The following is a 24,755-nucleotide window of genomic DNA, read 5'->3' on the forward strand; positions in this document are numbered from 1 at the left end:
CAGAGCCAGAGCCAGAGCCAGAGCCAGAGCCAGAGCCAGAGCCAGAGCCAGAGCCAGAGCCAGAGCCAGAGCCAGAGCCAGCAAAAGGTAAAAACAAAAAAGGCTGAACACCATGCTGCTGACGCTCGAAGAAATTAAACAGCAGTGCCGACTGGAGAGCGACTTCACGGAAGAAGATCGGCTGCTTGAGCTTTTTGCGCTGGCCGCTGAGGCAAAAGCGGTGACCTACCTCAACCGCAATCTTTATAAAACGGTGGCAGATATTGCACCGCTTGATATGGACGGCATGGTCATTACCGAAGATATCAGGCTTGCCCTGCTGATGCTGGTCAGTCACTGGTATGAGCATCGCAGTTCAGTGTCAGAGCTGGAGATGACGGAGACGCCGCAGGCATTTGAGTTCCTGCTCTATTCGCGGCGTCTGCCGGTGTCGGGGTATTAGCATGCAGCAACGCTCATCAAACACCAGTGCCCTTTTCACGCTGCCCGATCCCGGTGAACTGAATAAGCGCATTCACCTGCGCCAGCGCATAGACCAGGCAGCGGCTGATTACGGTACAGAGCCGATCTATCAGAATGAAAAGGACGTGTGGGCTAAGGTCCGGCAGGTGGGTGCCACCACCTATCACGATTCCGTTCAGGCTGATGACACCATAACCCACTACATAACTATCCGTTACCGCCGGGGCATCACTTCCGATTTTGAGGTGGTTCACAGCGGCTACGTGTATCGCGTTAAGCGCCTGCGCGACCTCAACTCTGCCGGTCGCTATCTGCTGCTGGAGTGTGAGGAGCTGGGCGCGGTGGAGCGTGACGGAGGGATGTATGGCTAAGCCGCTTCTGCACGTTGATTTTCAGCAGCCAAAAGATCTCGTTTTCAACCGGGCAAAATTGCGCCGCGCCTTCATTCAGATTGGTCAGGTTCACATGCGTGATGCCCGGCGTCTGGTTATGCGTCGTGGCCGGTCTGCTCCGGGCGAGTACCCGGGATTCAGAACCGGCAGGCTGGCGCGGTCTATTGGCTATTACGTTCCCCGCGCATCAAAAAGCCGTCCGGGTCTGATGGTGCGCATCGCGCCAAACCAGAAGCGGGGCGAAGGTAACCGCCTAATTGATGGAGACTTTTACCCGGCGTTTCTGTTCTACGGCATCAAGCGTGGCGCTAAGCGCAAAAAGAGTCACCACAAGGGCAAGTCTGGCGGTAATGGCTGGCGCGTTGCACCGCGTAAAAACTATATGACCGAGGTGCTGGAGGCGCGCAAAACGTGGACTCGCTATGTGCTGACCCGTGCGCTGCGTACCTCCCTGCGTCCTGAAAGGAAAAAGAAATGAAGCTATCACTGGTAATTGCCGCACTCCGGGCTCGGTGTCCGATGTTTGCGGGCAACGTGGCCGGGGCGGCTGAGTTCAAGTCTATCCCTGAGACCGGGAAAATGAAGCTGCCGGCCGCTTATGTAGTACCGACTGAAGACGTCACCGCTGAGCAGAAGTCCCTGACTGACTACTGGCAGAACGTGACAGAAGGCTTTGCGGTAGTAGTGGTGCTGGACAATACGCGCGACGAGCGCGGTCAGGCGGCAGGGTATGACGCCGTACATGACGTGCGACAGCAAATCTGGAAGGCGCTGCTGGGATGGGAGCCTGATTCAGACGCAGGCCCGGTGGCGTATTCCGGCGGTCAGCTTCTGGATATGGATCGGGGTCGCCTTTATTACCAGTTTGAATTCATGCTGACGCGGGAAATCACCGAAGAGGACACGCGCCAGCAGGATGACCTCAACAGCCTGGATGAGCTGAAAACGGTCGATCTCAATGTTGACTACATCGATCCGGGCAATGGCCCTGACGGCATCATCGAGCACCACTCCAAAATCAACCTCAGCGAGTAAATCATGCAAATCAGACCCAAGCGCGGGCGGTCAGTTCCTGACCCTGTCCGGGGCGATCTGCTGCCTTCAGAAGGCCGGAACGTCGAAGAGAGCAGCTACTGGCACCGTCGCATTGCGGATGGTGATGTCGAAGAAGTCAGCGCGGAAGAAGAAATGCCCACCGCTGACGCCAAGAAAAAGGGCGGTGAATAATGTCAGTCTCGTTCCCCACTATTCCGTCAGACCTCCGCGTGCCGCTGTTCTGGGCCGAAATGGACAGCAGCGAAGCTAATACCGCGCAGAGCAGCGGACCGTCGCTGCTGATTGGCCTCGCTTCAGCTGACAGCACCATCGTTAAAAATAAGCTCACCATCATGCCGTCTGCCGCGCTGGCGGGTAAGGTTGCAGGCCGTGGCAGCCAGCTGGCCCGCATGGTGGCACGTTATCGCGCTGTCGATCCGTTTGGTGAGCTGTGGGTTATTGCGGTAGGCGAGCCTGAAGGCGAGACTGCCAAGGGCACCGTGACGCTTACCGGCAATGCGCAGGGTTCAGGTTCTCTCAGCCTGTATATCGGCGCAGTGCGCGTTCAGGCCGCCGTTGTGACAGGCGACACCCCGTCAACCTTGGCCGCGACGCTGGCCGCCGCCGTTAACGCCAATGCTGATTTGCCGGTGACTGCTGCCGCTGCTTCTGGCGTGGTGACGCTGACGGCCCGGCATAAGGGGCTTACCGGCAACAGCATTCCGCTGGCGCTGAACTACTACGGCACCGTGGGCAGCGAATCCACGCCAGACGGCGTTAACGTCGTGATTGCCGCGATGGCTGGCGGTACGGGCTCACCGCCACTGGCTGCAACCGTGGCCGCGATGGGCGATGAGCCGTTTGACTTCATCGGCACGCCGTTCAGTGATTCTGCCTCTCTGGCGACACTGGCGCTGGAGATGAACGATTCTTCCGGTCGCTGGGGCTATGCGCGTCAGCTTTACGGTCACGTTTACACGGCGAAAATCGGCACGCTCTCCGAACTGGTAGCCTTTGGCGACACCATGAACAACCAGCACATTACCGTTGCCGGTTATGAACCTGCAGTTCAGACGGCGGCAGATGAGCTGGTCGCGCTGCGCACCGCACGCAATGCCGTGTTTATCCGCACTGACCCGGCCCGCCCGACGCAGACCGGTGAGCTGACCGGCGCATTACCGGCACCGGCAGGCAGCCGCTTTACCCTGACCGAGCAGCAGTCGCTTCTGAAGCACGGTATCGCTACGGCTTACGCTGAGAGCGGCGTGCTGCGCATTCAGCGCGACATTACTACCTATCAGAAAAACGCCTATGGCGTGGCGGACAACAGCTACCTCGACAGCGAGACGCTGCATACCAGCGCCTACGTTATCCGTCAGCTGAAGAGCATCATTACCAGCAAGTACCCGCGTCATAAGCTGGCGAATGATGGGACGCGCTTCGGTCCGGGTCAGGCCATCGTGACGCCTGCTGTGCTGAAAGGTGAGATGTGCGCCAGCTATCGCACGATGGAGCGGGCGGGCATTGTGGAGAACTTCGATCTCTTCAAGCAGCATCTGGTGGTAGAACGCAACGTCAGCGACCCGACCCGCGTGGATGTCCTGTTCCCGCCGGATTACGTCAACCAGCTGCGCGTCTTTGCGCTGCTTAATCAGTTCCGTCTGCAATACAGCGAGGAGACCGCGTAATGTCAAAGATTGCGGGTACAGCATACGTCAAGGTGGACGGCCAGCAGCTGTCGCTGACCGGCGGCATTGAGGTGCCGATGAATACCAAAGTGCGTGATGACGTGATCGGCCTGGCCGGTGACGTGGATTACAAAGAAACGCACCGCGCACCATACGTCAAAGGCACCTTTAAGGTGCCGAAGGCGTTCCCGGTCACCAAACTGATGGATTCGGATCAGATGACCATCACCGCCGAACTGGCTAACGGCATGGTTTACGTGCTGTCTGAAGCGTTCCAGTTCGGTGAAGCCAACCACAATGCGGAAGAGGGTACGGTAGACCTCGAATTCCACGGCTCAGAAGGATTCTATCAGTGAGTGAACTTCAGCTTTCAAAACCTATTACGGCACATGGCGAGACTATCCATGTGCTGGAGCTGCGCGATCCAACGGGCAAGGATGTCCGTGAGCTGGGCTATCCCTACCAGATGAATCAGGATGAGTCAGTAAAGCTGCTGGCTCACGTTGTGGCTAAATACATCAGCCAGCTGGGCGGCATTCCACCCAGTTCAGTTGATGACATGTCGCCATCAGACCTGAATGCTGCTGGCTGGGTAGTTGCTGGTTTTTTCCTTCAGGCCTGACAGCCAAAGAGCTGCTTAATCTGTATTTCGACTGCGCCAGTTACTGGCGCATAAATCCTCTGGAAGTCCTGAGCGAGGACTTAAAAAGCCTGCAGTTGCTTATTGACCAGGCGAACCGGATAGAACGGGAGCGAAAAGCCAATGGCTGAATTTGAACTGAAGGCGCTCATTACTGGCGTTGACAGACTTTCGCCTGCACTTGGCCGCATGCAAAAGAACCTGCGCCGGTTCCGTAAAGATGCAGAGGAAGCTGGCAGAGGCGGCATGGTTATGGCAGGCGGTCTTGCTGCCGGGCTGACAGGTTCGCTGGTTGCCTTTGCCAAACAGGAAGACGCCGCGACAGGCCTGAAAGTTGCCATGATGGACGCCAGCGGCGCTGTGAGTTCTGATTTTGGGAAAATTAATAAGCTGGCTATCGGTCTGGGTAACAAACTGCCTGGCACTACTGCTGACTTTCAGAACATGATGCAGATGCTTGTCAGGCAGGGTATTCCGGCTCAGAACATACTGAATGGTGTTGGTGAGGCATCCGCTTATCTGGCGGTTCAGCTTAAAAAGACCCCAGAAGACGCCGCAGAGTTTGCGGCCAAAATGCAGGATGCAACGCGCACAGCTTCAGAAGATATGATGGGATTATTCGACACGATCCAGAAGGCTTTTTATCTGGGTGTTGATGATACCAACATGCTTTCATTTTTCACTAACGTCAGTTCAGTTACAAAAATGGTAAGCAAGGATGGCCTGACTGCTGCCCGATCCCTGGCTCCCATTGCAGTAATGATGGATCAAATGGGAACTCAGGGTGAAACAGCAGGCAATGCAATCAGGAAAATATTCCAGGCTGGCTTTGACACTAAGAAGATGAAGGCTGCCAATAAACTTTTGGGGCGTAAAGGCATCAAGCTGGATTTCACTGATGGAAAAGGGGAGTTTGGTGGTATTGAAAATCTTTTCAAGCAGCTAAAAAAACTTCAGTCCCTTAGCACTCTGAACAGAACCAGAATCATTAAGGAGATTTTCGGCGACGATGGAGACACTCTTTCTGTATTGAATGCTTTAATCGACAAAGGGAAGAGTGGCTACGATGAAATTCAGGCCAAAATGAATAAGCAGGCTGACCTAAATAAGCGAGTGAACGCTCAGCTTGGCACGCTTACGAATTTATGGGACTCCATGACAGGCACGGCGGTTAACGGCTTAGCAGCAATTGGGGGTGCTTTCTCTGGTGATGCTAAAAAGTTAGTTGGCTGGCTGGGTGACATGTCACAACGCTTCAGCGAATTTGCTGAAAAAAATCCCAAAGTCATCCGTGGCGCTTTCGGTATTGCCGCCGGATTTGTCGGTATGAAGCTGGGGCTGCTGGGAATTAACTTTGCGCTGGGTATTCTGGGGCAAGGACTGAAGCTTTCTCCGATGGGAATATTCCTTAGGCTTGCAGCGCTGGGAATCGGCCTTTTAATTTCTGATTGGGATAAATTTGGTCCTGTTGTCGAGAATGTCTGGACTAAAATCGATGGCCTGACAGAGGCGCTGGGGGGTATGAACGGAATCATCACCGGAATTGGCGGGGTGATGGCTGGGTCATTCACGCTTCAGGTTATTGGATCGCTCACCACAGCTACAGCCAAAGCAAGCGGGTTACTCGCTGTTCTTACTCAAATAGGAAAATTGAGCGCTCTAACGGTTTCAATAGCGGTCGCACTCTACATGTTTAAAAAGCTGGAAGAAATCTCTGATGCGACCACCCAGAAAGATGGCACGGAATCATTCTGGGAGTCACTTAAGAAGAGATGGAAGGCTGGAGGCTGGTATAACAATGAGCAGCAGTTAAAGGGTGGTAGCGTTCCGCTAAATCCGCAAAGCATGAGCGGTCCATTAATGCGTGACGATGCAACATCACAAAAGGGAGAGATTAAGGTTTCCTTCGAAAACGCTCCTCCCGGAATGCGAGTTGAGCCTTCTGGTAGCGCACTTCCTTGGTTTGATCTCGATGTGGGTTATAATCGGTTCTCAACTCCAAATTAAGGAAAATACCAGCATGCGCCTGTTTGCTATCTTGATGGCTTTGTTCTTTATTAACTGGGTGGCGGCAAGCGAGTGCTACCCCTCGTTTAACGAAAAAGACTTCATTGCTGCAATTGGGAAAAAGCCTGAGAAGGTGCAGGTCTTCAGGGATGGCGGCAGGCTGAGGCATCAATACTCTTTCAGGAAAGAGCAAAGCCTTGAAGATGCTTTTGACGAGAGTAAAAATGCCGAGTATGAACCTCAGATTTACGTCACTCTTTATAATCCTCCTTGTCCTGAACGCATCTCAATTCATTTTTATTCAAATGAAGATGATTCGATGAATCAGGTTAATGTTGCGCTGGCCGGTAAGGCTTTTGAATACCTGACCGGAACCAACAGTACAATTTTCGAGAATAAGCTGGAGAAGTTTAAGGACGTTCAGCGGTTTGAATCTTACGACGAAAAAGCCAACTCTTTATTTGTGAAAACTGGCGACTCCTATTCGATACAGATACACCTGAAATAAACATCAACCCGCTCCGGCGGGTTTTTTTATGCCCGGAGTAAGCCATGACCTGGAAAGATAATCTGCAGGATGCCTCACTGCGTGGTGTCGCGTTTAAGGTAGACAGCGATGAGGCAACCTTTGGCCGACGCGTGCAGGTGCATGAGTACCCGAACCGCGATAAGCCGTGGTCGGAGGATTTAGGCAGGTCAACTCGCCGCTTCAGCGTTCAGGCCTATCTGATTGGCGATGATTTCTTTGAGCAGCGTAACCGGCTGATTGAGGCTATTGAAAAGCCGGGTTCCTGTACGCTGGTTCACCCATACTACGGTGAGATGACCGTGGTTGTTGACGATACCGTGCGCGTCAGTCATTCGCAGAGCGAAGGGCGCATGTGCCGCATCAGTTTTAGCTTCGTTGAGTCTGGCGAGCTTTCTTTTCCGACCGCAGGGCTGGCAACCGGTCAGAAATTATCTTCTTCCGTTTCGTTTCTGGATGACGCTATTTCATCGGCATTCGGTGCCTTTGGTATGGATGGCATGCCTGACTTCCTTCAGGACGGTGTGCTTGATGAGGCAACCGGCATGTTCAGTACCGTAACCAGCGCCTTCCAGTATGTTGACTCTGGCATCAGCGCCGCATCACGTCTTATGCAGGGTGATTTATCGGTACTACTCAGTCCGCCGTCGAGCGGCATGAGCTTTGTTAACCGGCTGCAGACCATGTGGCGCGCCGGAACGCGGCTGACGGGTAACACTTCTGATCTGATGTCGATGATTAAGGGGCTGACCGGGGTCACAGTTGATTCTGGCCTGGCTCCGCGCGGCGTCTGGAAAACCGACAGCAAAACCGCTCAAGCGCAAACCACCCAGCGGAATTATGTAGCCCAGGCGGTACGCACCACAGCAATCAGCGAGGCCGCTGCCACAGTAACCAGCCTGCCGCAGACTTCAAGCCGCACAGTGACGCGTCAGCAGGACCCGCAGCAGCCGGTGGTGGTATCGCATCCTGCTGTCAGCAATATACGGCCTGATTCCGGTAATGCGTTTTCTGATTCAGACACGACAGCGACTGCAACCGTGTCTGCCTCTTCCGGCGTGATCACCTCTCTGGATAACGGCACCGTTATTTCATGGGACGATCTCGCGCAGGTACGTGACAGCCTCAATGAGGCAATCGATCTCGAACTGGAGCGGGTATCAGATGATGGGCTGTATCAGGCGCTGGTCACAGTGCGCACTGACATTAACCGGGATATCTCAGCACGCCTTGAGCAGGTCGACCGCATGACGGAACGGACACCCCCGCAGGTTATGCCCGCGCTGGTGCTGGCCGCAGACTGGTACGACTCTGCCTCCCGTGCCGGTGACATTACCGCACGTAACGGCATCCGCCATCCCGGCTTCGTGCCGGTTCAGTCACTGAGGGTGCCAGTACGATGAACAATACTGTGATTCTTCGCGTTAACGGTCAGGAGTGGGGCGGCTGGACTTCGGTCAGAATTGCCGCCGGTATTGAGCGTATCGCCCGCGACTTCACCGTTGAGATTACCCGGAGCTGGCCCGGCGATACCGACCAGGCTGTGCGCAGTACCCGCATTAAAAACGGTGATCTGGTTGAGGTACTGATAGGCACCGATAAGGTGCTGACCGGCTACGTTGAGGCAACGCCGGTCCGGTACGACGCACGCAGCATCAGCACCGGGATTTCAGGTCGCAGTAAAACCGCTGACCTTATCGACTGTTCTGCCACGCCTTCACAGTATGCCGGTCGTTCGCTGGCGCAGATAGCCGCTGAGTTGGCAAAGCCCTTCAGCATCAAAGTAGTGGATGCGGGAGGTGCGTCCGGTGCGCTTCAGGGCATTCAGGCCGACCAGGGCGAAACTGTCATGGACGTACTGAACAAAATGCTCGGACTGCAGCAGGCGCTGGCGTATGACAACGCGCAGGGCAATCTGGTTATCGGGGGAATTGGCAGTCAGCAGGCTCACACCGCGCTGGTGCTGGGTGAAAACATTCTGTCTTGCGACACGGAAAAGAGCATACGGGACCGGTTCAGCGACTATCAGGTGTCCGGTCAGCGCAAGGGTAACGATGATGACTTTGGCGAGGCCACAACTACGGCCATCCGCTCTAAGACCATCGATGGCGGCCTCAAGCGTTACCGACCGATGATTATTCGCCAGACCGGCAACGCCACCACGGCAACCTGCAGCGCACGCGCAGAATTTGAGATGCGCCAGCGTGCTGCACGCACCGATGAGGTGACCTATACCGTACAGGGCTGGCGGCAGGGTGACGGCTCACTCTGGCTGCCTAACCTGCAGGTAATCGTCTTTGATCCCGTTCTGGGCTTTAACAATCGCCAGATGGTGATCGCGGAGGTGACCTATCAGCAGGATGAGAACGGCACCGTCACCGAAATCCGGGTTGGGCCGCCTGATGCTTATCTTCCTGAGCCGGCGAAACCCGGCAAGCGGAAGAAAAAGAAAGAAGAGGATGATTTCTGATGGCTAACCCGATTTCAGGTATGGGGCGTGCTTTGTCGAACCTATTGGCACGTGCGGTCGTTCGCGGACTGAACACGGCAACAAAGTGCCAGATGCTGCAGGTTGAAATGGCGGGTGGCGAGGGCAAAAGCGATATTGAGCATATGGAGCCTTACGGATTTACGGCTGCGCCGCTCATCGGGGCTGAGGCCGTGGCCGCTTACTTTGATGGTGACAGGTCACACGGGGTAGTGCTGGTTGTCTCTGACCGGCGTTACCGCATCAAAGGTCTGAAGACTGGAGAAGTGGCGGTATATGACGATCAGGGACAGTCGGTCACTCTGACCCGCGCTGGGATAGTCGTCAATGGCGCAGGCAAGCCAATCACGTTTACCAATGCGCCAAAGGCCCGGTTCGAAATGGACATTGAATCGACAGGCGAGATCAAAGATAAGTGTGAGTCTTCCGGCCTGACCATGTCAGCCATGCGCTTCTCCTATAACGGGCACAATCATAAAGAGAACGGCTCTGGAGGCGGCACTACCGACGCGCCCACGCAGAAAATGGTGGCGTCATGATTATTGTAATTAATGGAGTACCGCGTGACGTAACGTGGCCGCCCGATCCTCTGACGCGCGCGGTGATTATCTCACTGTTCTCCTGGCGGAAAGCAGAGCCTGACGACAACCCTGAGCAGGATAACGGCTGGTGGGGTGACAGTTTCCCGACCATTCAGAATGACCGCATCGGTTCCCGCCTTTACCTTCTCAGTCGCCAGAAACTCACCAATAAAACGCCGCTTAAAGCGCGCGAATATATCAGCCAGGCGCTTCAGTGGCTGGTGGATGATGGCGTGGCGGTTCGCGTGGAAGTGAAAGCTGAGCGGACCGGAATTAACACGCTCAGCGCTTCAGTAGTTATCAACCAGAAAGACGGCAACCGCACGGCATTTTCCTTTGACGATTTATGGAGTGAACTTAATGGCTGATAGTGGATTTACCCGCCCGACACTCCCTCAGTTAATCACCACCGTCCGCAACGATATCCTAACCCGTCTGGCTGCAGATTCAACGCTGGCGGCCCTGCGACGTACCGATGCGGAAGTTTATGGCCGGGTGCAGGCGGCGGCGGTGCATACTGTGTATGGCTACATCGACTATCTGGCGCGCAACCTTTTGCCGGACCTTGCGGATGAGGACTGGCTGACACGCCACGCTAACATGAAGCGATGCCCGCGTAAGGCGGCTACATCAGCGGCAGGCTATGTGCGATGGTCCGTTACAACGAACGGCATTCTGATCCCGGCTGGCGTGACGATTCAGCGGGACGACCTCGTATCATTTACTACCACAGCGGCAGCGACCTCTGCTGGTGGCATTCTCCGGTTACCGGTTGTCTGCGATACGGCAGGTAAAGCAGGCAACACCGATGACGGGCTGGCAATGCGCCTGGTTAGCCCGATCACCGGACTGACCTCAGCTGGTGTGGCGGACAGCATTCAGGGTGGCGCTGACATTGAAGATTTAGAAGTCTGGCGTGCCCGCGTCATTGAGCGCTGGTTCTGGACCCCGCAGGGCGGCGCTGACGGTGATTATGAGGTATGGGCTAAAGAAGTAGCTGGCATCACACGTGCCTGGACGTACCGGCACTGGAGTGGCCGTGGAACGGTGGGCGTAATGGTGGCGAATAGCGACCTCATAAATCCTATCCCCGATGCTGCCACGGTTGCTGCCGTAAAAGCATACATTGAACCGCTTGCGCCGGTGGCCGGAGCCGATATCTACGTATTTGCTCCCTCGTCCCACACCGTGAATTTCCAGATTCGACTCAACCCGGACACCGCAGCGGTGCGCTATGCCGTGGAAGCAGAGTTGCGCTCAATGATGCTGCGCGATGGCGGGCCTGAAAGCGTGCTGAAGCCGTCCCGCATCAGCGAGGCGATCAGCATCGCAACGGGTGAGTACAGCCATACGCTGGTCAGCCCTACGACCGATATCACCACTGGGAAAGGGGAAGTAGGTGTGGTGGGGACAATCTCATGGACTTAACGGCGCAGTACCGTCAGATGCTCGGTGCGCTGCTGCCACGTGGCCCGGCGTGGGACAGTGACGACCTGTTGCTGACCGGCCTGGCACCCTCGCTGGCAGCGGTGCATGGGCGCGGTGATGATCTGATGCTGGAAACGGACCCACGCTCAGTGACAGAGCTAATTGACCGTTATGAAAGTATCAGCGGGCTGCCGGACAGTTGTGCGCCTTCAGGCGTGCAGACCCTGCAGCAGAGACGCCAGCGGCTGGATGCAAAGATAAATCTGGCAGGCGGCATTAATGAGGCTTTCTATCTGGCACAGCTTGAAGCGCTGGGCTACACGGGCGTCACCATCACCCGCTACAACAAAAGCCAGTTCAACTGCATGTCAGCCTGCACCGATTCACTTTACAGCGATGAATGGCGTTATTACTGGCAGGTGAACATGCCCGTGGCCACGCAAATTACTCCAATGACAGCCATCAGCAACAGCATAGACAGCCTGAGAATGTGGGGTGACACCATTGCAGAATGCGTCCTCAACAAGCTGGCACCCTCACATACCTACGTTATTTTCAAATACCCGGAGTAAGCATGCATCGTATCGATACGTCTACAGCCCAGAAAGATAAATTCGGGGCAGGTAAAAATGGCTTTACCGGCGGTAACCCGCAGACAGGAGAGCTGCCAACGGCACTGGATCAGGACTTCTTCGACAGCATTCAGGAGGAGATTTCAGCGCCTATTGAGGCTGCCGGATTAACGCTTCAGAAGGCGTCAAAGAATCAGTTGTTGCAGGCAATCAGGGCTTTAATGAGGGCTACAAACAGGCAGGTAAAATTCACTGCAAGTGGATCATTTACCGTCCCTGATGGGGTTACCACATTGTATCTGACTGGCTGTGCTCCCGGCGGCGGGGGCGGCGCAGGTGGTGGCGCAGCAGGTTCAGGTAATGTTGGCAGCGGAGGCGGCGGCGGCGGTGCCGGGCAGTCAGTTGTTCGTGTAGCTGTATCAGTTTCGGCAGGCCAGGTCATTCCTGTTTCTATTGGGCTGGGAGGAAATCCAGGCCTTGCCAGTTCGTCTGGCGGTGATGGTAATTCTGGGAGTGCGGGCGGTAACACAACTTTTGGATCACTTCTTAATTTAATCGGTGGTTCCGGTGGTGGTGCAGGCGTTAACCGACCCACTGGTAATGCAGCTGGTGCACGCGGAGGTTCCGGCTATCCAAACGGTGGTGACGGTACTGACTCGACAGATGGTAATGCATCTGCAGGAGGCGGAACGGGGGGATCAAGTCTGTTTGGTGGTGGAGGGCCGGGAGGACGCGGCGGCCGTTCTGGTGGCGTATTTGCTTATCCCGGCTCTGGATACGGATCGGGCGGTGGAGGAGGCGGTGGTTCTTACACGGCTACAACAGGAAATGGCGGTAACGGTGGCTCCGGTACCGGTGGTCTGCTAATTATTGAGTGGTGATATACATGTCAGGTTATGCACTTGTAAAGGATGGGATGGTAATTAACACGGTTGTGTGGGACGGAGAAACCACCGTTGACTTCGGTGAAAAAGTCACTGCTGTAATCATCCCTGATGAGAATCCGGCCGCACCAGGATATTCATATGTTAAAGGGGTATTTGCTGCGCCACCGCCAGCAGCAGAAGACCTGGCGGAAAAGAAGCAACAAGCCCTGGAAGATAATATCGCTCTGAAGTCGATGCTTATTTCTCAGGCAACAACAGCGATAACTGTCTGGCAGACTAAACTGCTTGTGGGACGCAAACTGACCGATGGTGAAAGCAAATCGCTCAATGCCTGGCTGGACTACATTGACCTGCTTAATGCTATTGATGCTAATACACCTGAAGCAATCAAGTGGCCAGATAAGCCATTATAAAAAAGCCCCGGCGACGGGGCAGGTGGTGGTGCGCCCATTCCAGCAGGATGCGGGTTTAATTTTAGAGTAGTCACTCCTTATAGTGACAGCCTAATTAAAACTCCTTTCCCCTCAGACCCTTTACAAATCTGTGAACTGGTCCGGCTTGATCAATCCTACCAATCAATATTACTGTTTATCCATACAGTATTCATCAGAGGAGGATTATCATGCCGCGAGACTACGAAATCAAAGACGCATTTGTGAACGCTATGAGGCGAGAGCCCGGGCAGGGAGTCATTGTAACTACTCAGGAGTTTGTCCATCAGTTGGAGTTGCTTAACTGGCATTTCAGCCTGCGAGAGGCTAACCAGTGGATAAAGACAAACACGGTGACGTTCCGCGATGCATCAACGCAGGAGGGTGAGGCTAAGACCTACCGTCAATTCAACCCGAACGGGGGAATATGATATGGGGTTCCCATCGCCAGCGTCGGACTATGTTGAAGGTCGCATCGACCTGAACAAAGTTCTGATGCCTCATCCTACTCACATGCTGATGATTGAAACACCGGTCGGCTTCGCTATTGTGGACAGAACAATCCAGGGGAAGACAGGCGACAAAGTAGCATTCCAACTCGGAGACTATTCGCAACTGGGCCAACTGTTCAGTTCAGGGATTATCACTTCAGACGGTGAGACGATCGACGGAGAGGGTATGGACGGGATTATCGTGCTGGGTAAGGTGACGGCTGAAGTGCTGGCTGTTTACGAGCCATGTCGGCCCATAATCTGAGAGTAAAAAGAAATAAAAAAAGCAGTCGGTTAGACTGCTTTCTTGAATTCAGGCCACGGTTGATTTAATTATTTGTTTGGCGAGCAAGAATGCTCTTAGAAATCGGCTCGCATTAGGCTGCAGGTTCCGAATCAGACGCGGCTTGAACAGGAAAAGCTAGCTCATACATCTGTTGGGATTTTTCCATGCCATTTTTAGCAAGTATCATAGCTGCATCAGCATCTGCTTGTGTGAAGTCTAAATCAAGGTTGTAATCCGCCCATTTCCTTTGGGTGTGGAGACCTTTTAGGATAGCACCCAAAGAAATCAGCTTAAATTTTTCGAAAGGCTCATTACCTTTTAGCCAAGAGTCACGAATCAAATAATCTCGAACCCCAGCATGTGTGGCAGGGTCAGGGCAATTTTGTAATTTTGAACAGACATCATGATAGACGCCGTAGTAAGCTCTGCCTACAGCGTTTCTCCTGCCAATTTCATCGTTTTGTTGAGCGCACTGAAGTGCGAACTGGTAAAAATCCTGTCCATTAACAGTCACAGCGCTCCTCCTTTTTTGAAACGTCGCTACGAAACCACGAAGTAAAAGGTCGTTCAATATATTTTTCTGAAGATAAAAGACAGAGCAATTCCATGTTCATCTCTGCAAGCAATTCAGCGTCGCTGGTCTCTGCACGAATGATGTAAGCATTGTCAGATTCACCATTAAGAAAATAGTGAGCACCTATGCAGTTAACGCCGCGTTTGTTCGCAATCGCTTCGGCTTCATCGCATAGCTCTTCAATATCATTTGAGCTAAGCTTTGCCGCTTGCTTAAACTCTTCGACAATTGAAATCATGCTTTCTCCTTGTTCTTTAAGGAATTGCTTTTCTTCGCCGTCACACAAAGCAGAGAGCTTCAGGTTATAAATGCGCATCAATTTTTGGTTGCCTATGCAGAAAGCTGCATTTCTAGCCACTCGCCGCATCTCTGTAGAACCATACTTTGCTTCTAACCGGAAGATTTCCATGCGATGAAAATAGTTATGGGCGCTTGCACCTACATAAGCAAGGTAGTTAAGTGCTATCGTCGCATCTTCAGATTTTAGTGCTTCATTGAACCAAGCAATCGCAGAGTCGTAGTCACGCTTGGCGCCATAAAGCAAAGCCGTTAGGTATGCTTTTTGAACACCATCTAACAGCCGAATATCTTTTTCCACATCATCGACAGCACTTTGTTCAATAGGACTTCCACTATGGATGTAGCGCCATAGTGAGTCATGAACGTCACTGAAATTTGTTTGTGCTTGAGGAGTCATGCGAACCCTTGTAAAGGATTAAAATTCAAAGATATTAAGCCGTTTAGCGCTAAAATCGCTTTTCTTGATGGGCGCTGATTGTACCATGTAGGCGCGTGCTGTCACTCTGAAAGTAGACATAATCATGTTAGCCCGGTGTGTTAAAGCGTAGGTTACTAATGTATAGGATGTAAATTTTATCGGCAGATTCTCAGATAAGTTTACAGGGCAAGTTAATTATTTGGGGAAAGAATGCTGTGTACATTAATGTGTACTTTCGAATGCGGTATTGTTTTGTTTTATTCAATTAAAACATGATGTTGAATTTTATTTATTCATATCCATTTAACTAAGGGGACAGCGGCACGCAGTATAGCGAAACAGGCGATGAGATTCATCAGGTCGCCGCGCGTTTGCTCATTACGTCAGCAATGTCGCTGTTCAGCCTCTCTTTTGAGACCACTTTTTTCATGCAGGGGCCAGGTAACACGTGCAGCGCAAATCCTTCTGCGCTGCACTTTCTTACCTGACGACGATTATTCAGCACCTTCCTCTTTTTCTCCGCGCTCTTCACGCTCACGACGCTTCTCCTGCCTGCGCTTTTCCGCCTTCGCTTTGGCGACCGCCGCTTCACTCATGTCATTACGGATCTGTGCGTGACTGATCAGCGCAAAAATCAGGGTGCCGCCGGTGATGTTGCCGAGCAGGGTAGGCAGGGCAAACGGCCAGAGGAACTCATGCCAGCTGATGCTGCCATTGAAGACCAGATAGAGCACCTCCACCGATCCCACCACGATGTGCGCCAGATCGCCCAGCGCAACCAGCCAGGTCATCATGACAATGACCACCAGTTTGGCCCCGCCCGCAGAGGGGAACATCCAGACCATGGTGGCGATAATCCAGCCGGAAATGACGGCGTTGGCAAACATCGAGCCGGGCGAGTTCTCCATCACTTTCATGCTGATGTCGGTAAAGGCCTGACGGGTCGCCTCGTCAAAAATGGGCATCTCGTTGAAGGCCAGCGCACCCAGTGCCGTACCGATCAGGTTACCCAGCAGGACAATACCCCATAACCGTAACAGCAGACCGCCATTACCCCAGGTCGGTTTGTGCATGACCGGCAGCACTGCCGTGACGGTATTTTCGGTAAATAACTGCTGGCGCGCCATAATGACGATAACAAAGCCAAAGGTGTAGCCGAGATTTTCCAGCAGAAATGCACCCGGTACGCCATCAAGGTGGACCTTAAATATCCCCTTCGCCATCAGTGAGGCACTCATGGAGAGGCCTGCGGCAATGGCTGACCAGAGCAGGGCCATCCCGTCACGCTCCAGCTCTTTCTCCCCATCCTGACGGATCTCTTCATGGATCGCCGCGGCGCGGGAGGGTAATGCCTCCTCATCGACTTCGATGTCAGTGCCCTTGTCCTTCTCTTCGCTATCGACGTCGTTAGGACCCTGTTCATTACCTGATGAAGGCTTCATATTTTCTCCTGGTGATAGTGCTGTGGCGTAATAAGCGTAGCTGTTTTTTATTTGCCAATTATGTAACGAGCGATGCGAATAAGCGTAACAAGCTTTTTCATACCTGCATTTTTATTCAGACTCAGCGCCAGACCGCACGAATAAACCCCTGACAGCGCGCCTGAGCAGCGGCTCAGACTTCGGCCCTTAGCAACATTGTGGTAATATCCCGGCCACTTTTAGCTGGTGCGATTCCCCCCTCGATGTTGGAAATCATTACGCTCACTTGTGCATACGATGAACGCGCGCTGTTTCAGCAGCTCTCATTTCGCGTCTCTGCCGGTGACATTGTGCAGATTGAAGGCCCCAACGGTGCCGGTAAAACCTCGCTACTGCGACTGCTGGCAGGGCTGAGCCGTCCTGAGCAGGGTGAGATACGCTGGCAGCAGCAGCCGATCCTGCGGCAGCGCGACGCCTGGCATCAGGCGATGCTTTATCTGGGCCATCATCCCGGCGTCAAAGGTGTCCTCACCCCGCTGGAAAATCTGCGGTTCTACCATCCTGACTGCAGTGACGCGCAGATTTTTGCTGCGCTTGACAGTGTCGACCTCACGGGTGACGAAGAGGTGCCGGTAAGCCGGTTGTCGGCGGGTCAGCAACGTCGCGTCGCGCTGGCGCGCCTCTGGCTCAGCCAGGCCCGTGTCTGGATCCTGGATGAGCCGCTGACCGCCATCGACAAAGCGGGGGTTGAAAAATTAATGGCCAGATTTGCCGCCCATGCCGATAACGGGGGCGCCGTGATCCTGACAACCCATCAGGATCTACCCGCTGCGGCCGCGCGGGTGCGTAAAATTCGCCTTGGCGATGCGGAGGCAAGCTGATGCTGTTTCGCCTGATTCAGCGTGAATTGCGTATCGCCTTTCGCGGCGGCGCTGATGTGGTCAATCCGCTGTGGTTTTTCCTGATTGTGATTACCCTGTTTCCGCTGGGCATCGGACCTGATCCGCAGCAGCTGGCGCGCATTGCGCCGGGTGTCGCCTGGGTGGCGGCGCTGCTGGCGTCGCTGCTGGCGCTGGAGCGCCTGTTTCGCGACGATTTCAGCGACGGTTCGCTTGAGCAGCTCCTGCTGTTGCCTTCGCCGCTGCCGGTGACGGTCATCGGCAAAGTCGTGGCGCACTGGCTGATCACCGGTCTGCCGCTGATTATCCTGTCGCCGCTGGCGGCGCTGCTGCTGTCGCTGGATTTCAATGGCTGGCGGGCGATGGCCCTGACGCTGCTGCTCGGCACGCCCACTCTGAGTTTTCTCGGTGCCATCGGCGTCGGGCTGACGGTGGGATTACGCCGGGGTGGGGTATTGCTCAGCCTGCTGGTATTGCCGCTGGCGATTCCGGTGTTGATCTTCGCCAGTGCCGCGATGGAAGCCGCCAGTCAGGGCCTGCCGATGGGTGGCTATCTGGCGATTCTTGGCGCGATGCTGGCAGGCAGCGCCACGCTCTCGCCGTTTGCCACGGCGGCGGCGTTACGGATTACGTTGCAGTAACCGCGCATAAAAAGACGCGGCCTTTTTTATCGTTAATGTGAGCATTTGATATGTGGAAAGCGTTACATCAGCTGGCCCGGCCCGAACGGCTCTATCAGCTTTCGGGGCGCCTGGTGCCCTGGTTTGCGATAGCAGGCGTGGCGACGTTGCTGCTGGGCTGGATCTGGGGATTTGGATTTGCTCCCGCTGACTATCAGCAGGGTGACAGTTTTCGCATCATGTATATCCATGTGCCCGCTGCCATGTGGTCGATGGGCATCTATGCCGCCATGGCCGTCGCGGCGTTTACCGGTCTGGTGTGGCAGATGAAAATGGCCGATCTGGTTTCCGCCGCCATGGCACCCGTAGGCGCGGTCTTTACCTTTATTGCGCTGGTCACCGGTTCCGCGTGGGGCAAACCGATGTGGGGAACCTGGTGGATCTGGGATGCACGCCTCACCTCGGAGCTGGTGTTACTTTTCCTCTATATGGGCGTGATTGCACTCTGGCACGCGTTCGATGACCGCCGCACCGCAGGCCGGGCCGCCGGCGTCCTGATTCTGGTCGGCGTGGTCAACCTGCCCATCATCCACTTCTCGGTGCAGTGGTGGAATACCCTGCATCAGGGCTCGTCCGGCATCCTTCAGCAGGCGATTGCGCCGGTGATGCGAACGCCGCTGCGCTGGGCCATCCTCGGTTATTTGCTGCTGTTTATCACGCTGACGCTGATGCGGCTGCGCAACCTGATTCTGTTAACGGAACGCCATCGCCCCTGGGCTCTTGACGTCGCAAAACGGGGAGAGCAGAAATGACGCCGGCCTTTTCCTCCTGGCACGCCTTTTTTGCCATGGGCGGCTACGCCTTTTACGTCTGGCTGGCGGTGGCCTGTACGCTGCTTCCGCTGGCGGGACTGACGCTGCATACCCTGTTACTGCGCCGCCGCCTGCTGGCGGAGATCCGCCAGCGTGATGCGCGTGAACGTCGCATCCGGGCAGCTAAATCCAGAAAAGCCGCGGCTGAAGCGGCAGGAGAGAGTGTGTGAATAGCCGTCGACGCAATCGCCTCTGTGCGGCCGTTGCGATTCTGCTTGGTTTGGGCCTGGCCACCGCGCTGGTGATGTATGCGCTGCGCTCAAACATCGATCTGTTTTATACCCCGGGTGAAATCCTCTATGGCAAAGGCGAGGCGCATGAGAAGCCGGAGGCGGGCCAGCGGCTGCGCGTCGGTGGCATGGTGATGCCCGGCAGCGTGCACCGGGACCCGAACAGCCTGGCGGTAACGTTCAAACTTTATGATGCGCGCGGCGTCGTCAGCGTCAGTTTTGAAGGCATCCTGCCGGATCTGTTCCGGGAAGGGCAGGGCGTCGTGGCGCAGGGCGTGCTGGCGGACGGTAACCAGATCGTTGCCAGAGAAGTGCTGGCCAAACACGATGAGAAATATACGCCGCCGGAGATAGAAGACGCGATGAAGAGCAATCACAATGGCCCGCAGTCACAGTATCAGGCGGGAAATAAATCATCATGATGCCGGAAACCGGGACTTTTCTGCTTTGTCTGGCGCTGGGGCTGGCGCTGCTGCTCAGCAGCTATCCGCTCTGGGGCGCAATTCGTCAGGATGCGCGGCTGATGGCGATGGCGCGCCCGCTGGCCTGTGGGCTGTTTGTCTGCATCGCTGCGGCCTTTATGCTGCTGGTCTGGGCTTTTATCTGCAACGATTTTACCGTGGCCTATGTTGTCACCAACTCCAACAGCCTGCTGCCGGTCTACTACCGCATTGCCGCCACCTGGGGCGCGCATGAGGGATCGCTTCTGCTGTGGGTGTTGCTGCTCAGCACCTGGACCTTAGCCGTGGCGATCTTCAGTCGCGGTATGCCACAGGACGCGCTGGCGCGTGTACTGGCGGTCATGGGGATGATCAATCTCGGCTTCCTGCTGTTTATCCTGCTGACGTCGAATCCGTTTGCCCGCACGCTGCCCGACTTCCCCGTAGACGGGCACGACCTGAACCCGATGCTGCAGGATATCGGCCTGATCTTCCATCCGCCGCTGCTCTACATGGGTTATGTCGGATTCTCAGTGGCCTTTGCGTTTGCCATCGCTTCGCTGATGGCCGGACGGCTCGATACCGCGTGGGCGCGCTGGTCGCGTCCCTGGACCACCGCGGCCTGGGTCTTCCTGACTATCGGGATTGTGCTGGGCTCGGCCTGGGCCTATTACGAACTGGGCTGGGGCGGCTGGTGGTTCTGGGATCCGGTAGAGAACGCCTCGTTCATGCCGTGGCTGGCGGGCACGGCGCTGATCCACTCGCTGGCCGTCACCGAAAAGCGTGGCACCTTTAAGGCCTGGACCGTGCTGCTGGCGATCACCGCCTTTTCGCTCAGCCTGCTCGGTACGTTCCTGGTGCGCTCCGGCGTGCTGGTGTCGGTCCACTCGTTCGCTTCCGATCCGGCGCGCGGCATGTTTATCCTCGCGTTTCTGGTGATTGTCATCGGCAGTTCGCTGCTGCTCTATGCGATCAAAGGGGGGCAGGTGCGGAGCCGGGTACAGAACGAAACCTGGTCACGGGAATCCTTTCTGCTGGGCAACAATGTGCTGCTGATTGCGGCCATGCTGGTGGTACTGCTCGGCACGCTGTTGCCGCTGGTGCACAAGCAGCTGGGACTGGGCAGCATTTCGGTGGGTGAGCCGTTCTTCAATACGATGTTCAGCTGGCTGATGGCGCCGTTTGCGCTGCTGATGGGGATCGGGCCGCTGGTACGCTGGCGGCGCGATGAACCGCAGAAACTGGCCAAACGGCTGGCCCTGGCGCTGCTCGTTACCCTGGCCTGTTCGATGATGATTCCCTGGTGGCTGCAGGATCGCATTGCGGCGATGACCGTGGTGGGCTTACTGATGTCCCTCTGGATCATTGTGCTGACGCTGCTGGAACTGCACGAACGCGCCACGCATCGCCATCCGTTTCTGACCGGGCTGCGTCACCTCTCCCGTAGCCACTGGGGCATGGTGCTGGGTCACCTTGGCGTCGGGGTCACGGTGATCGGTATCGCCTTCAGCACGCAGTACAGCGTGGAGCGCGACGTGCGGATGCGGGCGGGGGATAGCGTGGACATCCATCACTATCACTTTGTCTTCCGCGGCGTGCAGAACCTGCAGGGGCCTAACTACAGCGGGGGCATGGGGATTATCGATGTCACGCGCAGCGGGAAACCGGAAGCGACGCTGCAGGCGGAAAAACGCTTCTATACCGCGGCCCGAACCATGATGACCGAAGCGGCGATTGATGGGGGGTTCAGCCGCGATCTCTATGCAGCGCTGGGCGAGGAGCTGGAGGATGGCGGCTGGGCGGTGCGTATCTACTACAAACCCTTTGTCCGCTGGATCTGGGCTGGCGGCGTACTGATGGCGCTGGGGGGCCTGTTCTGCCTGTGGGATCCCCGCTATCGCTCGCGCAAAAAAGCCGCACGTGAGGAGCGCGCATGAACAAGAAAATCCTGTTTATCCCGCTGGTGCTGTTTCTGCTGCTGGCAGCGGCGCTGCTGTGGCAGCTGACCCGCAATGCGGATGGCGACGATCCGACCCGTCTTGAGTCGGCGCTCATCGGTAAACCGGTGCCGCTGTTCCGGCTGGAAGCGCTCGACCAGCCCGGCAAAATCTACGACCAGCGCGTGCTGACCGATGGCAGGCCGATACTGCTGAACGTCTGGGCAACCTGGTGTCCGACCTGCCGCGCCGAACATCACTATCTGAATACGCTGGCGGAGCAGGGCATTCGGGTGGTCGGCCTGAACTATAAAGACGATCGCCATAAGGCGGTTAACTGGCTGAACACGCTGGGTAATCCCTACGCCCTGAGTCTCTACGATGGCAGCGGCATGCTGGGACTCGACCTCGGCGTCTATGGCGCACCGGAAACTTTTCTGATCGACGGTAAAGGGATTATCCGCTATCGCCACGCCGGCGATCTCAACGCGCGCGTCTGGGAGCAGGAAGTGAGACCGTTGTGGATGAAATACAGTGCGGAGGCGGGATCATGAGATCGCTGTTACTGATCTGTGGCCTGCTGTTCAGCATCAATCTGTGGGCGACCATCGACACACTGCAATTTGACTCTCCGGCTCAGGAGGCGCAATACCGTGACCTCACCGCATCACTGCGCTGTCCGAAATGTCAGAACAACAGCATCGCCGACTCGAATGCCATGATTGCCGCCGATATGCGGCTGAAAGTTTATGAGCTGATGAAGCAGGGGCAGAGCCGCCAGCAGATCATTGATTATATGGTGGCGCGCTACGGCAACTTCGTCTCTTATTCGCCACCACTGACCCCGTCAACGCTGATCCTGTGGGCTGGCCCGGCGCTGTTTGTGCTGCTGGGTGGCGCGGTGATTATTCTGCGCAGCCGTCGGCGTCACACCCACAGTGCGCTGGATGACGCTGAGCAACAGCGTCTCGATGCCTTACTGAAGTCAGACAGGAAGCCGTCATGAGTGCATTCTGGATTACCCTTTTTCTGTTACTGCTGGCGGCGTGCACGCTGTTCCTGGCCGCAGGCTGGCGGCAGCGTCAGGCCAGCCCGGGCGACCGCGATCGCCTCAATCAGCGCTTTTACCATCAGCGGATCGATGAGCTGGCACAGGATGAAGAGCAGGGCGTTGTTGCTGAGCGCCCAGTAATGGAGCGCGAGTTACAGCAGACGCTGCTGGCCGATATTCCGCCGGCGCAGAGCCTCCCGTCCCACAGCAGCAGCCGCTGGATTTTGCTGCCGGGCCTGCTCGTGCTGATTGGGGTGTCGCTGGGAACCTATCTGAAAACCGGCGGCCTGACGCAGTACACCGGCTGGATGCAGGTGCAGCAGGCGTACCCTGCGCTGCGTGCGCGGCTGATGGACCCCGGCGCCAGACCGCTCAGCATGGAGGAACTGGCACGTTTAGAGCTCGGATTGCGTACCGCCCTGCAAACGGAACCGGATAATCTGGCCGACTGGACCATGCTGGGGCGGCTTGGCATGGTGCTGAATCAGGCTGATATCGCCAGTCAGGCGTTTGAGCATGCTTTACAGCTCTCACCCAACGATATGACGCTGAAGCAGGATTATGCAGAGGTGCTGACGCGCTCTCCCGATCCGCAGGATAACCGTCAGGCGTCACTGCTGCTGCGCGCCCTGCTGAAAGCGGAGCCGCAAAATCCGCGTACGCTTGGCCTGATGGCGTTTAACGCCTACGGCCAGCAGCAGTACGATCAGGCGATTGAGTCCTGGCAGGCCCTGCTGAACGTGCTGCCTGCCGGTGACACACGACGCGCGATGATCGCCCGCAGCATTGAGCAGGCGAGAAGTGATGCCGGAGAGCAGAGCCGTCAGCTGGCGCTGACCGTGCGGCTGACCCCGCAGGCAGAAAAAATGTTACCGCAGGACGGAGTGTTGTATATTTCGGTTTCTGACGGGACGTCACCGGTGCCGGTGGCGGTGAAGCGCATGCCGCTGAGCCACTTCCCGCTGTCGCTGACGCTGGATGACAGCAATGCCATGATGTCGGATCGCCTGCTGTCGGCGCAGCATCAGGTCGCGGTTCGGGTACGTATCTCCCGCGACGGCAGCGCCACCCCGCAGCCGGGTGACTGGCTGGGTGAAAGCGCCGTGACGCCCTGGGATGGTCATCAGCCGATCGCGGTAGAGATTAATCAGCAGCTTCCCTGAACGTCATCAACGATCCTGTTCAGGTCGCTGCGTGCCATTGCCTGCTGCCTCTGGCATAAAGTCAGCTATGCTCATCGGGTAAGCCGATTCGACGCCGGGCTGTGCCTGAACGATGGGTAGCCCTTTTTCATCCGCACAGGGAGATTGGAATGAATTATCGCCTGACCAGCCTGGCTGTGGCCAGCGTCCTTCTGGTAGGTTGTGCCAGTTCAAAGCCGGCAAATAGCGATCCTGCGCAGCGCAGCGATCCGTTCGAAGGCTTTAACCGCACGATGTTTAACTTTAACTACAATGTGCTGGATCCCTACGTGCTGCGTCCGGTCGCTGTCGCCTGGCGCGACTACGTGCCGGTGCCTGCACGAACCGGCCTGAGCAATTTCCTCGGCAACCTGGAAGAGCCCGCCAGCATGGTTAACGCCATTCTGGTCGGTGACGGACGCGATGCGGGTATCCACTTCACCCGTTTCTTCCTGAACAGTGTGCTGGGTCTGGGTGGTTTCATTGACGTCGCCGGTAAAGCCAATCCGGAACTGGCGCGTGAACAGCCGCACCGTTTCGGCACCACGCTGGGCCACTATGGTGTCGGCTATGGTCCTTACGTTGAGCTGCCGGCTTACGGCAGCTTCACTATACGGCAGGATGGTGGTGACTACGTTGATACCCTCTATCCGATCCTCGGCTGGCTGACCTGGCCGATGTCGATTGGTAAGTGGACGCTGGAGGGGATTGAGACCCGCGCGCAACTGCTGGATTCCGATGCGATCCTGAAGCAGCAGAGCGATCCGTACGCCTTTATCCGTAACGCCTACTTCCAGCGTCACGACTTCCTGGCGCGTGGCGGCAAACTCAAGCCGGAAGAGAATCCAAACGCCGCTGCGATTCAGGATGACCTGAAGGATATCGACGCGCAGTAAAC

At 55.9% G+C, this 24,755-nt stretch carries 33 protein-coding genes; 30 read left to right on the plus strand and 3 right to left on the minus strand.

Annotated elements, in window-relative coordinates:
- Positions 1-112: 112 nt before the first annotated feature.
- The 20 genes from HFD97_RS09395 (at position 113) to HFD97_RS09490 (ending at position 13,893) form a co-directional block, all read left to right on the plus strand.
- Complete coding sequence (locus HFD97_RS09395) at positions 113-442, plus strand: head-tail connector protein (RefSeq protein ID WP_167431358.1); 330 nt, start codon at positions 113-115, stop codon at positions 440-442.
- A 1-nt stretch (position 443) separates the two neighbouring features.
- Complete coding sequence (locus tag HFD97_RS09400) at positions 444-833, plus strand: phage head closure protein (RefSeq protein ID WP_167431359.1); 390 nt, start codon at positions 444-446, stop codon at positions 831-833.
- Positions 826-1,332 (plus strand): hypothetical protein, encoded by a 507-nt coding sequence (locus HFD97_RS09405; protein ID WP_167431360.1) that lies wholly within the window; start codon positions 826-828, stop codon positions 1,330-1,332. The genes HFD97_RS09400 and HFD97_RS09405 overlap by 8 nt, the downstream gene beginning before the upstream one ends.
- Positions 1,329-1,889, plus strand: a complete 561-nt coding sequence (locus HFD97_RS09410) for a hypothetical protein (RefSeq protein ID WP_167431361.1) — start codon at positions 1,329-1,331, stop codon at positions 1,887-1,889. The genes HFD97_RS09405 and HFD97_RS09410 overlap by 4 nt, the downstream gene beginning before the upstream one ends.
- A gap of 3 nt (positions 1,890-1,892) precedes the next feature.
- Entirely contained in the window at positions 1,893-2,081 is a 189-nt protein-coding gene (locus tag HFD97_RS09415; protein ID WP_167431362.1) for a DUF2635 domain-containing protein, read from the plus strand.
- Positions 2,081-3,577: a phage tail sheath subtilisin-like domain-containing protein gene (locus tag HFD97_RS09420; protein WP_167431363.1), complete on the plus strand. Its 1,497-nt coding sequence runs from the start codon at positions 2,081-2,083 to the stop codon at positions 3,575-3,577. The genes HFD97_RS09415 and HFD97_RS09420 overlap by 1 nt, the downstream gene beginning before the upstream one ends.
- Positions 3,577-3,933, plus strand: a complete 357-nt coding sequence (locus HFD97_RS09425) for a phage tail tube protein (protein ID WP_167431364.1) — start codon at positions 3,577-3,579, stop codon at positions 3,931-3,933. Before HFD97_RS09420 ends, HFD97_RS09425 begins: the two co-directional genes overlap by 1 nt.
- Complete coding sequence (locus HFD97_RS09430) at positions 3,930-4,199, plus strand: phage tail assembly protein (RefSeq protein ID WP_010246514.1); 270 nt, start codon at positions 3,930-3,932, stop codon at positions 4,197-4,199. The genes HFD97_RS09425 and HFD97_RS09430 overlap by 4 nt, the downstream gene beginning before the upstream one ends.
- 141 nt (positions 4,200-4,340) lie before the next feature.
- Positions 4,341-6,224 (plus strand): phage tail tape measure protein, encoded by a 1,884-nt coding sequence (locus tag HFD97_RS09435; protein WP_167431365.1) that lies wholly within the window; start codon positions 4,341-4,343, stop codon positions 6,222-6,224.
- Between the two features lie 13 nt (positions 6,225-6,237).
- On the plus strand, positions 6,238-6,732 hold the full coding sequence (locus HFD97_RS09440; protein WP_167431366.1) for a hypothetical protein: 495 nt from the start codon (positions 6,238-6,240) through the stop codon (positions 6,730-6,732).
- Positions 6,733-6,776: 44 nt separating this feature from the next.
- A complete protein-coding gene (locus HFD97_RS09445; RefSeq protein WP_167431367.1) occupies positions 6,777-8,153 on the plus strand; it encodes a DNA circularization protein in 1,377 nt (458 codons plus the stop codon).
- Positions 8,150-9,220 (plus strand): phage baseplate assembly protein, encoded by a 1,071-nt coding sequence (locus tag HFD97_RS09450; RefSeq protein WP_167431368.1) that lies wholly within the window; start codon positions 8,150-8,152, stop codon positions 9,218-9,220. The genes HFD97_RS09445 and HFD97_RS09450 overlap by 4 nt, the downstream gene beginning before the upstream one ends.
- Entirely contained in the window at positions 9,220-9,777 is a 558-nt protein-coding gene (locus HFD97_RS09455) for a phage baseplate assembly protein V (RefSeq protein WP_370528410.1), read from the plus strand. Before HFD97_RS09450 ends, HFD97_RS09455 begins: the two co-directional genes overlap by 1 nt.
- A complete protein-coding gene (locus tag HFD97_RS09460; protein WP_167431369.1) occupies positions 9,774-10,187 on the plus strand; it encodes a phage GP46 family protein in 414 nt (137 codons plus the stop codon). The genes HFD97_RS09455 and HFD97_RS09460 overlap by 4 nt, the downstream gene beginning before the upstream one ends.
- Positions 10,180-11,247 (plus strand): baseplate J/gp47 family protein, encoded by a 1,068-nt coding sequence (locus HFD97_RS09465; RefSeq protein WP_167431370.1) that lies wholly within the window; start codon positions 10,180-10,182, stop codon positions 11,245-11,247. The genes HFD97_RS09460 and HFD97_RS09465 overlap by 8 nt, the downstream gene beginning before the upstream one ends.
- Positions 11,238-11,819 (plus strand): YmfQ family protein, encoded by a 582-nt coding sequence (locus HFD97_RS09470; RefSeq protein WP_167431371.1) that lies wholly within the window; start codon positions 11,238-11,240, stop codon positions 11,817-11,819. Before HFD97_RS09465 ends, HFD97_RS09470 begins: the two co-directional genes overlap by 10 nt.
- Before the next feature lie 2 nt (positions 11,820-11,821).
- On the plus strand, positions 11,822-12,700 hold the full coding sequence (locus HFD97_RS09475) for a hypothetical protein (protein WP_167431372.1): 879 nt from the start codon (positions 11,822-11,824) through the stop codon (positions 12,698-12,700).
- Between the two features lie 5 nt (positions 12,701-12,705).
- Positions 12,706-13,119 carry a tail fiber assembly protein gene (locus tag HFD97_RS09480; RefSeq protein ID WP_167431373.1) on the plus strand — a complete coding sequence of 138 codons (414 nt, stop codon included), beginning with the start codon at positions 12,706-12,708 and terminating at the stop codon, positions 13,117-13,119.
- Between the two features lie 209 nt (positions 13,120-13,328).
- Positions 13,329-13,568: a DNA polymerase V gene (locus HFD97_RS09485; RefSeq protein WP_167431374.1), complete on the plus strand. Its 240-nt coding sequence runs from the start codon at positions 13,329-13,331 to the stop codon at positions 13,566-13,568.
- Between the two features lies 1 nt (position 13,569).
- On the plus strand, positions 13,570-13,893 hold the full coding sequence (locus HFD97_RS09490) for a phage repressor protein (RefSeq protein WP_167431375.1): 324 nt from the start codon (positions 13,570-13,572) through the stop codon (positions 13,891-13,893).
- 112 nt (positions 13,894-14,005) lie between these two features.
- Here the strand turns inward: HFD97_RS09490 and HFD97_RS09495 are convergent, their stop codons facing one another.
- From HFD97_RS09495 to HFD97_RS09505, 3 genes are all read right to left on the minus strand, one after another.
- A complete protein-coding gene (locus tag HFD97_RS09495; RefSeq protein ID WP_167431376.1) occupies positions 14,006-14,428 on the minus strand; it encodes a hypothetical protein in 423 nt (140 codons plus the stop codon).
- Positions 14,418-15,185: a hypothetical protein gene (locus HFD97_RS09500; protein WP_167431377.1), complete on the minus strand. Its 768-nt coding sequence runs from the start codon at positions 15,183-15,185 to the stop codon at positions 14,418-14,420. The genes HFD97_RS09495 and HFD97_RS09500 overlap by 11 nt, the downstream gene beginning before the upstream one ends.
- A 515-nt stretch (positions 15,186-15,700) precedes the next feature.
- Positions 15,701-16,648 carry a formate/nitrite transporter family protein gene (locus tag HFD97_RS09505; RefSeq protein WP_009088915.1) on the minus strand — a complete coding sequence of 316 codons (948 nt, stop codon included), beginning with the start codon at positions 16,646-16,648 and terminating at the stop codon, positions 15,701-15,703.
- Positions 16,649-16,890: 242 nt separating this feature from the next.
- On the opposite strand from HFD97_RS09505, the gene ccmA reads away from it, so the two are divergent.
- The 10 genes from ccmA (at position 16,891) to mlaA (ending at position 24,753) form a co-directional block, all read left to right on the plus strand.
- Positions 16,891-17,508, plus strand: coding sequence for a cytochrome c biogenesis heme-transporting ATPase CcmA (ccmA, locus tag HFD97_RS09510; protein WP_009088917.1), 618 nt, complete (start codon positions 16,891-16,893; stop codon positions 17,506-17,508).
- Complete coding sequence (gene ccmB, locus HFD97_RS09515; protein ID WP_009088919.1) at positions 17,508-18,167, plus strand: heme exporter protein CcmB; 660 nt, start codon at positions 17,508-17,510, stop codon at positions 18,165-18,167. The genes ccmA and ccmB overlap by 1 nt, the downstream gene beginning before the upstream one ends.
- Before the next feature lie 50 nt (positions 18,168-18,217).
- Positions 18,218-18,958, plus strand: a complete 741-nt coding sequence (locus HFD97_RS09520) for a heme ABC transporter permease (protein WP_058956857.1) — start codon at positions 18,218-18,220, stop codon at positions 18,956-18,958.
- Positions 18,955-19,188: a heme exporter protein CcmD gene (gene ccmD / locus HFD97_RS09525; protein WP_009088921.1), complete on the plus strand. Its 234-nt coding sequence runs from the start codon at positions 18,955-18,957 to the stop codon at positions 19,186-19,188. Before HFD97_RS09520 ends, ccmD begins: the two co-directional genes overlap by 4 nt.
- Positions 19,185-19,670: a cytochrome c maturation protein CcmE gene (ccmE, locus tag HFD97_RS09530; protein ID WP_009088922.1), complete on the plus strand. Its 486-nt coding sequence runs from the start codon at positions 19,185-19,187 to the stop codon at positions 19,668-19,670. The genes ccmD and ccmE overlap by 4 nt, the downstream gene beginning before the upstream one ends.
- On the plus strand, positions 19,667-21,625 hold the full coding sequence (locus HFD97_RS09535) for a heme lyase CcmF/NrfE family subunit (RefSeq protein ID WP_167431378.1): 1,959 nt from the start codon (positions 19,667-19,669) through the stop codon (positions 21,623-21,625). Before ccmE ends, HFD97_RS09535 begins: the two co-directional genes overlap by 4 nt.
- The gene (locus HFD97_RS09540; protein WP_167431379.1) at positions 21,622-22,179 is read left to right on the plus strand and encodes a DsbE family thiol:disulfide interchange protein; all 558 of its coding nucleotides are present in this window, start codon (positions 21,622-21,624) and stop codon (positions 22,177-22,179) included. Before HFD97_RS09535 ends, HFD97_RS09540 begins: the two co-directional genes overlap by 4 nt.
- On the plus strand, positions 22,176-22,631 hold the full coding sequence (locus tag HFD97_RS09545) for a cytochrome c-type biogenesis protein (protein ID WP_181405338.1): 456 nt from the start codon (positions 22,176-22,178) through the stop codon (positions 22,629-22,631). The genes HFD97_RS09540 and HFD97_RS09545 overlap by 4 nt, the downstream gene beginning before the upstream one ends.
- Positions 22,628-23,839, plus strand: coding sequence for a c-type cytochrome biogenesis protein CcmI (gene ccmI, locus HFD97_RS09550; RefSeq protein WP_167431380.1), 1,212 nt, complete (start codon positions 22,628-22,630; stop codon positions 23,837-23,839). Before HFD97_RS09545 ends, ccmI begins: the two co-directional genes overlap by 4 nt.
- Before the next feature lie 149 nt (positions 23,840-23,988).
- Positions 23,989-24,753: a phospholipid-binding lipoprotein MlaA gene (mlaA, locus tag HFD97_RS09555; RefSeq protein WP_140923029.1), complete on the plus strand. Its 765-nt coding sequence runs from the start codon at positions 23,989-23,991 to the stop codon at positions 24,751-24,753.
- The last annotated feature ends 2 nt before the right edge of the window (positions 24,754-24,755 follow it).

It is taken from the genome of Pantoea sp. EKM103V (assembly GCF_011800365.1).
GTDB lineage: Bacteria > Pseudomonadota > Gammaproteobacteria > Enterobacterales > Enterobacteriaceae > Pantoea > Pantoea anthophila.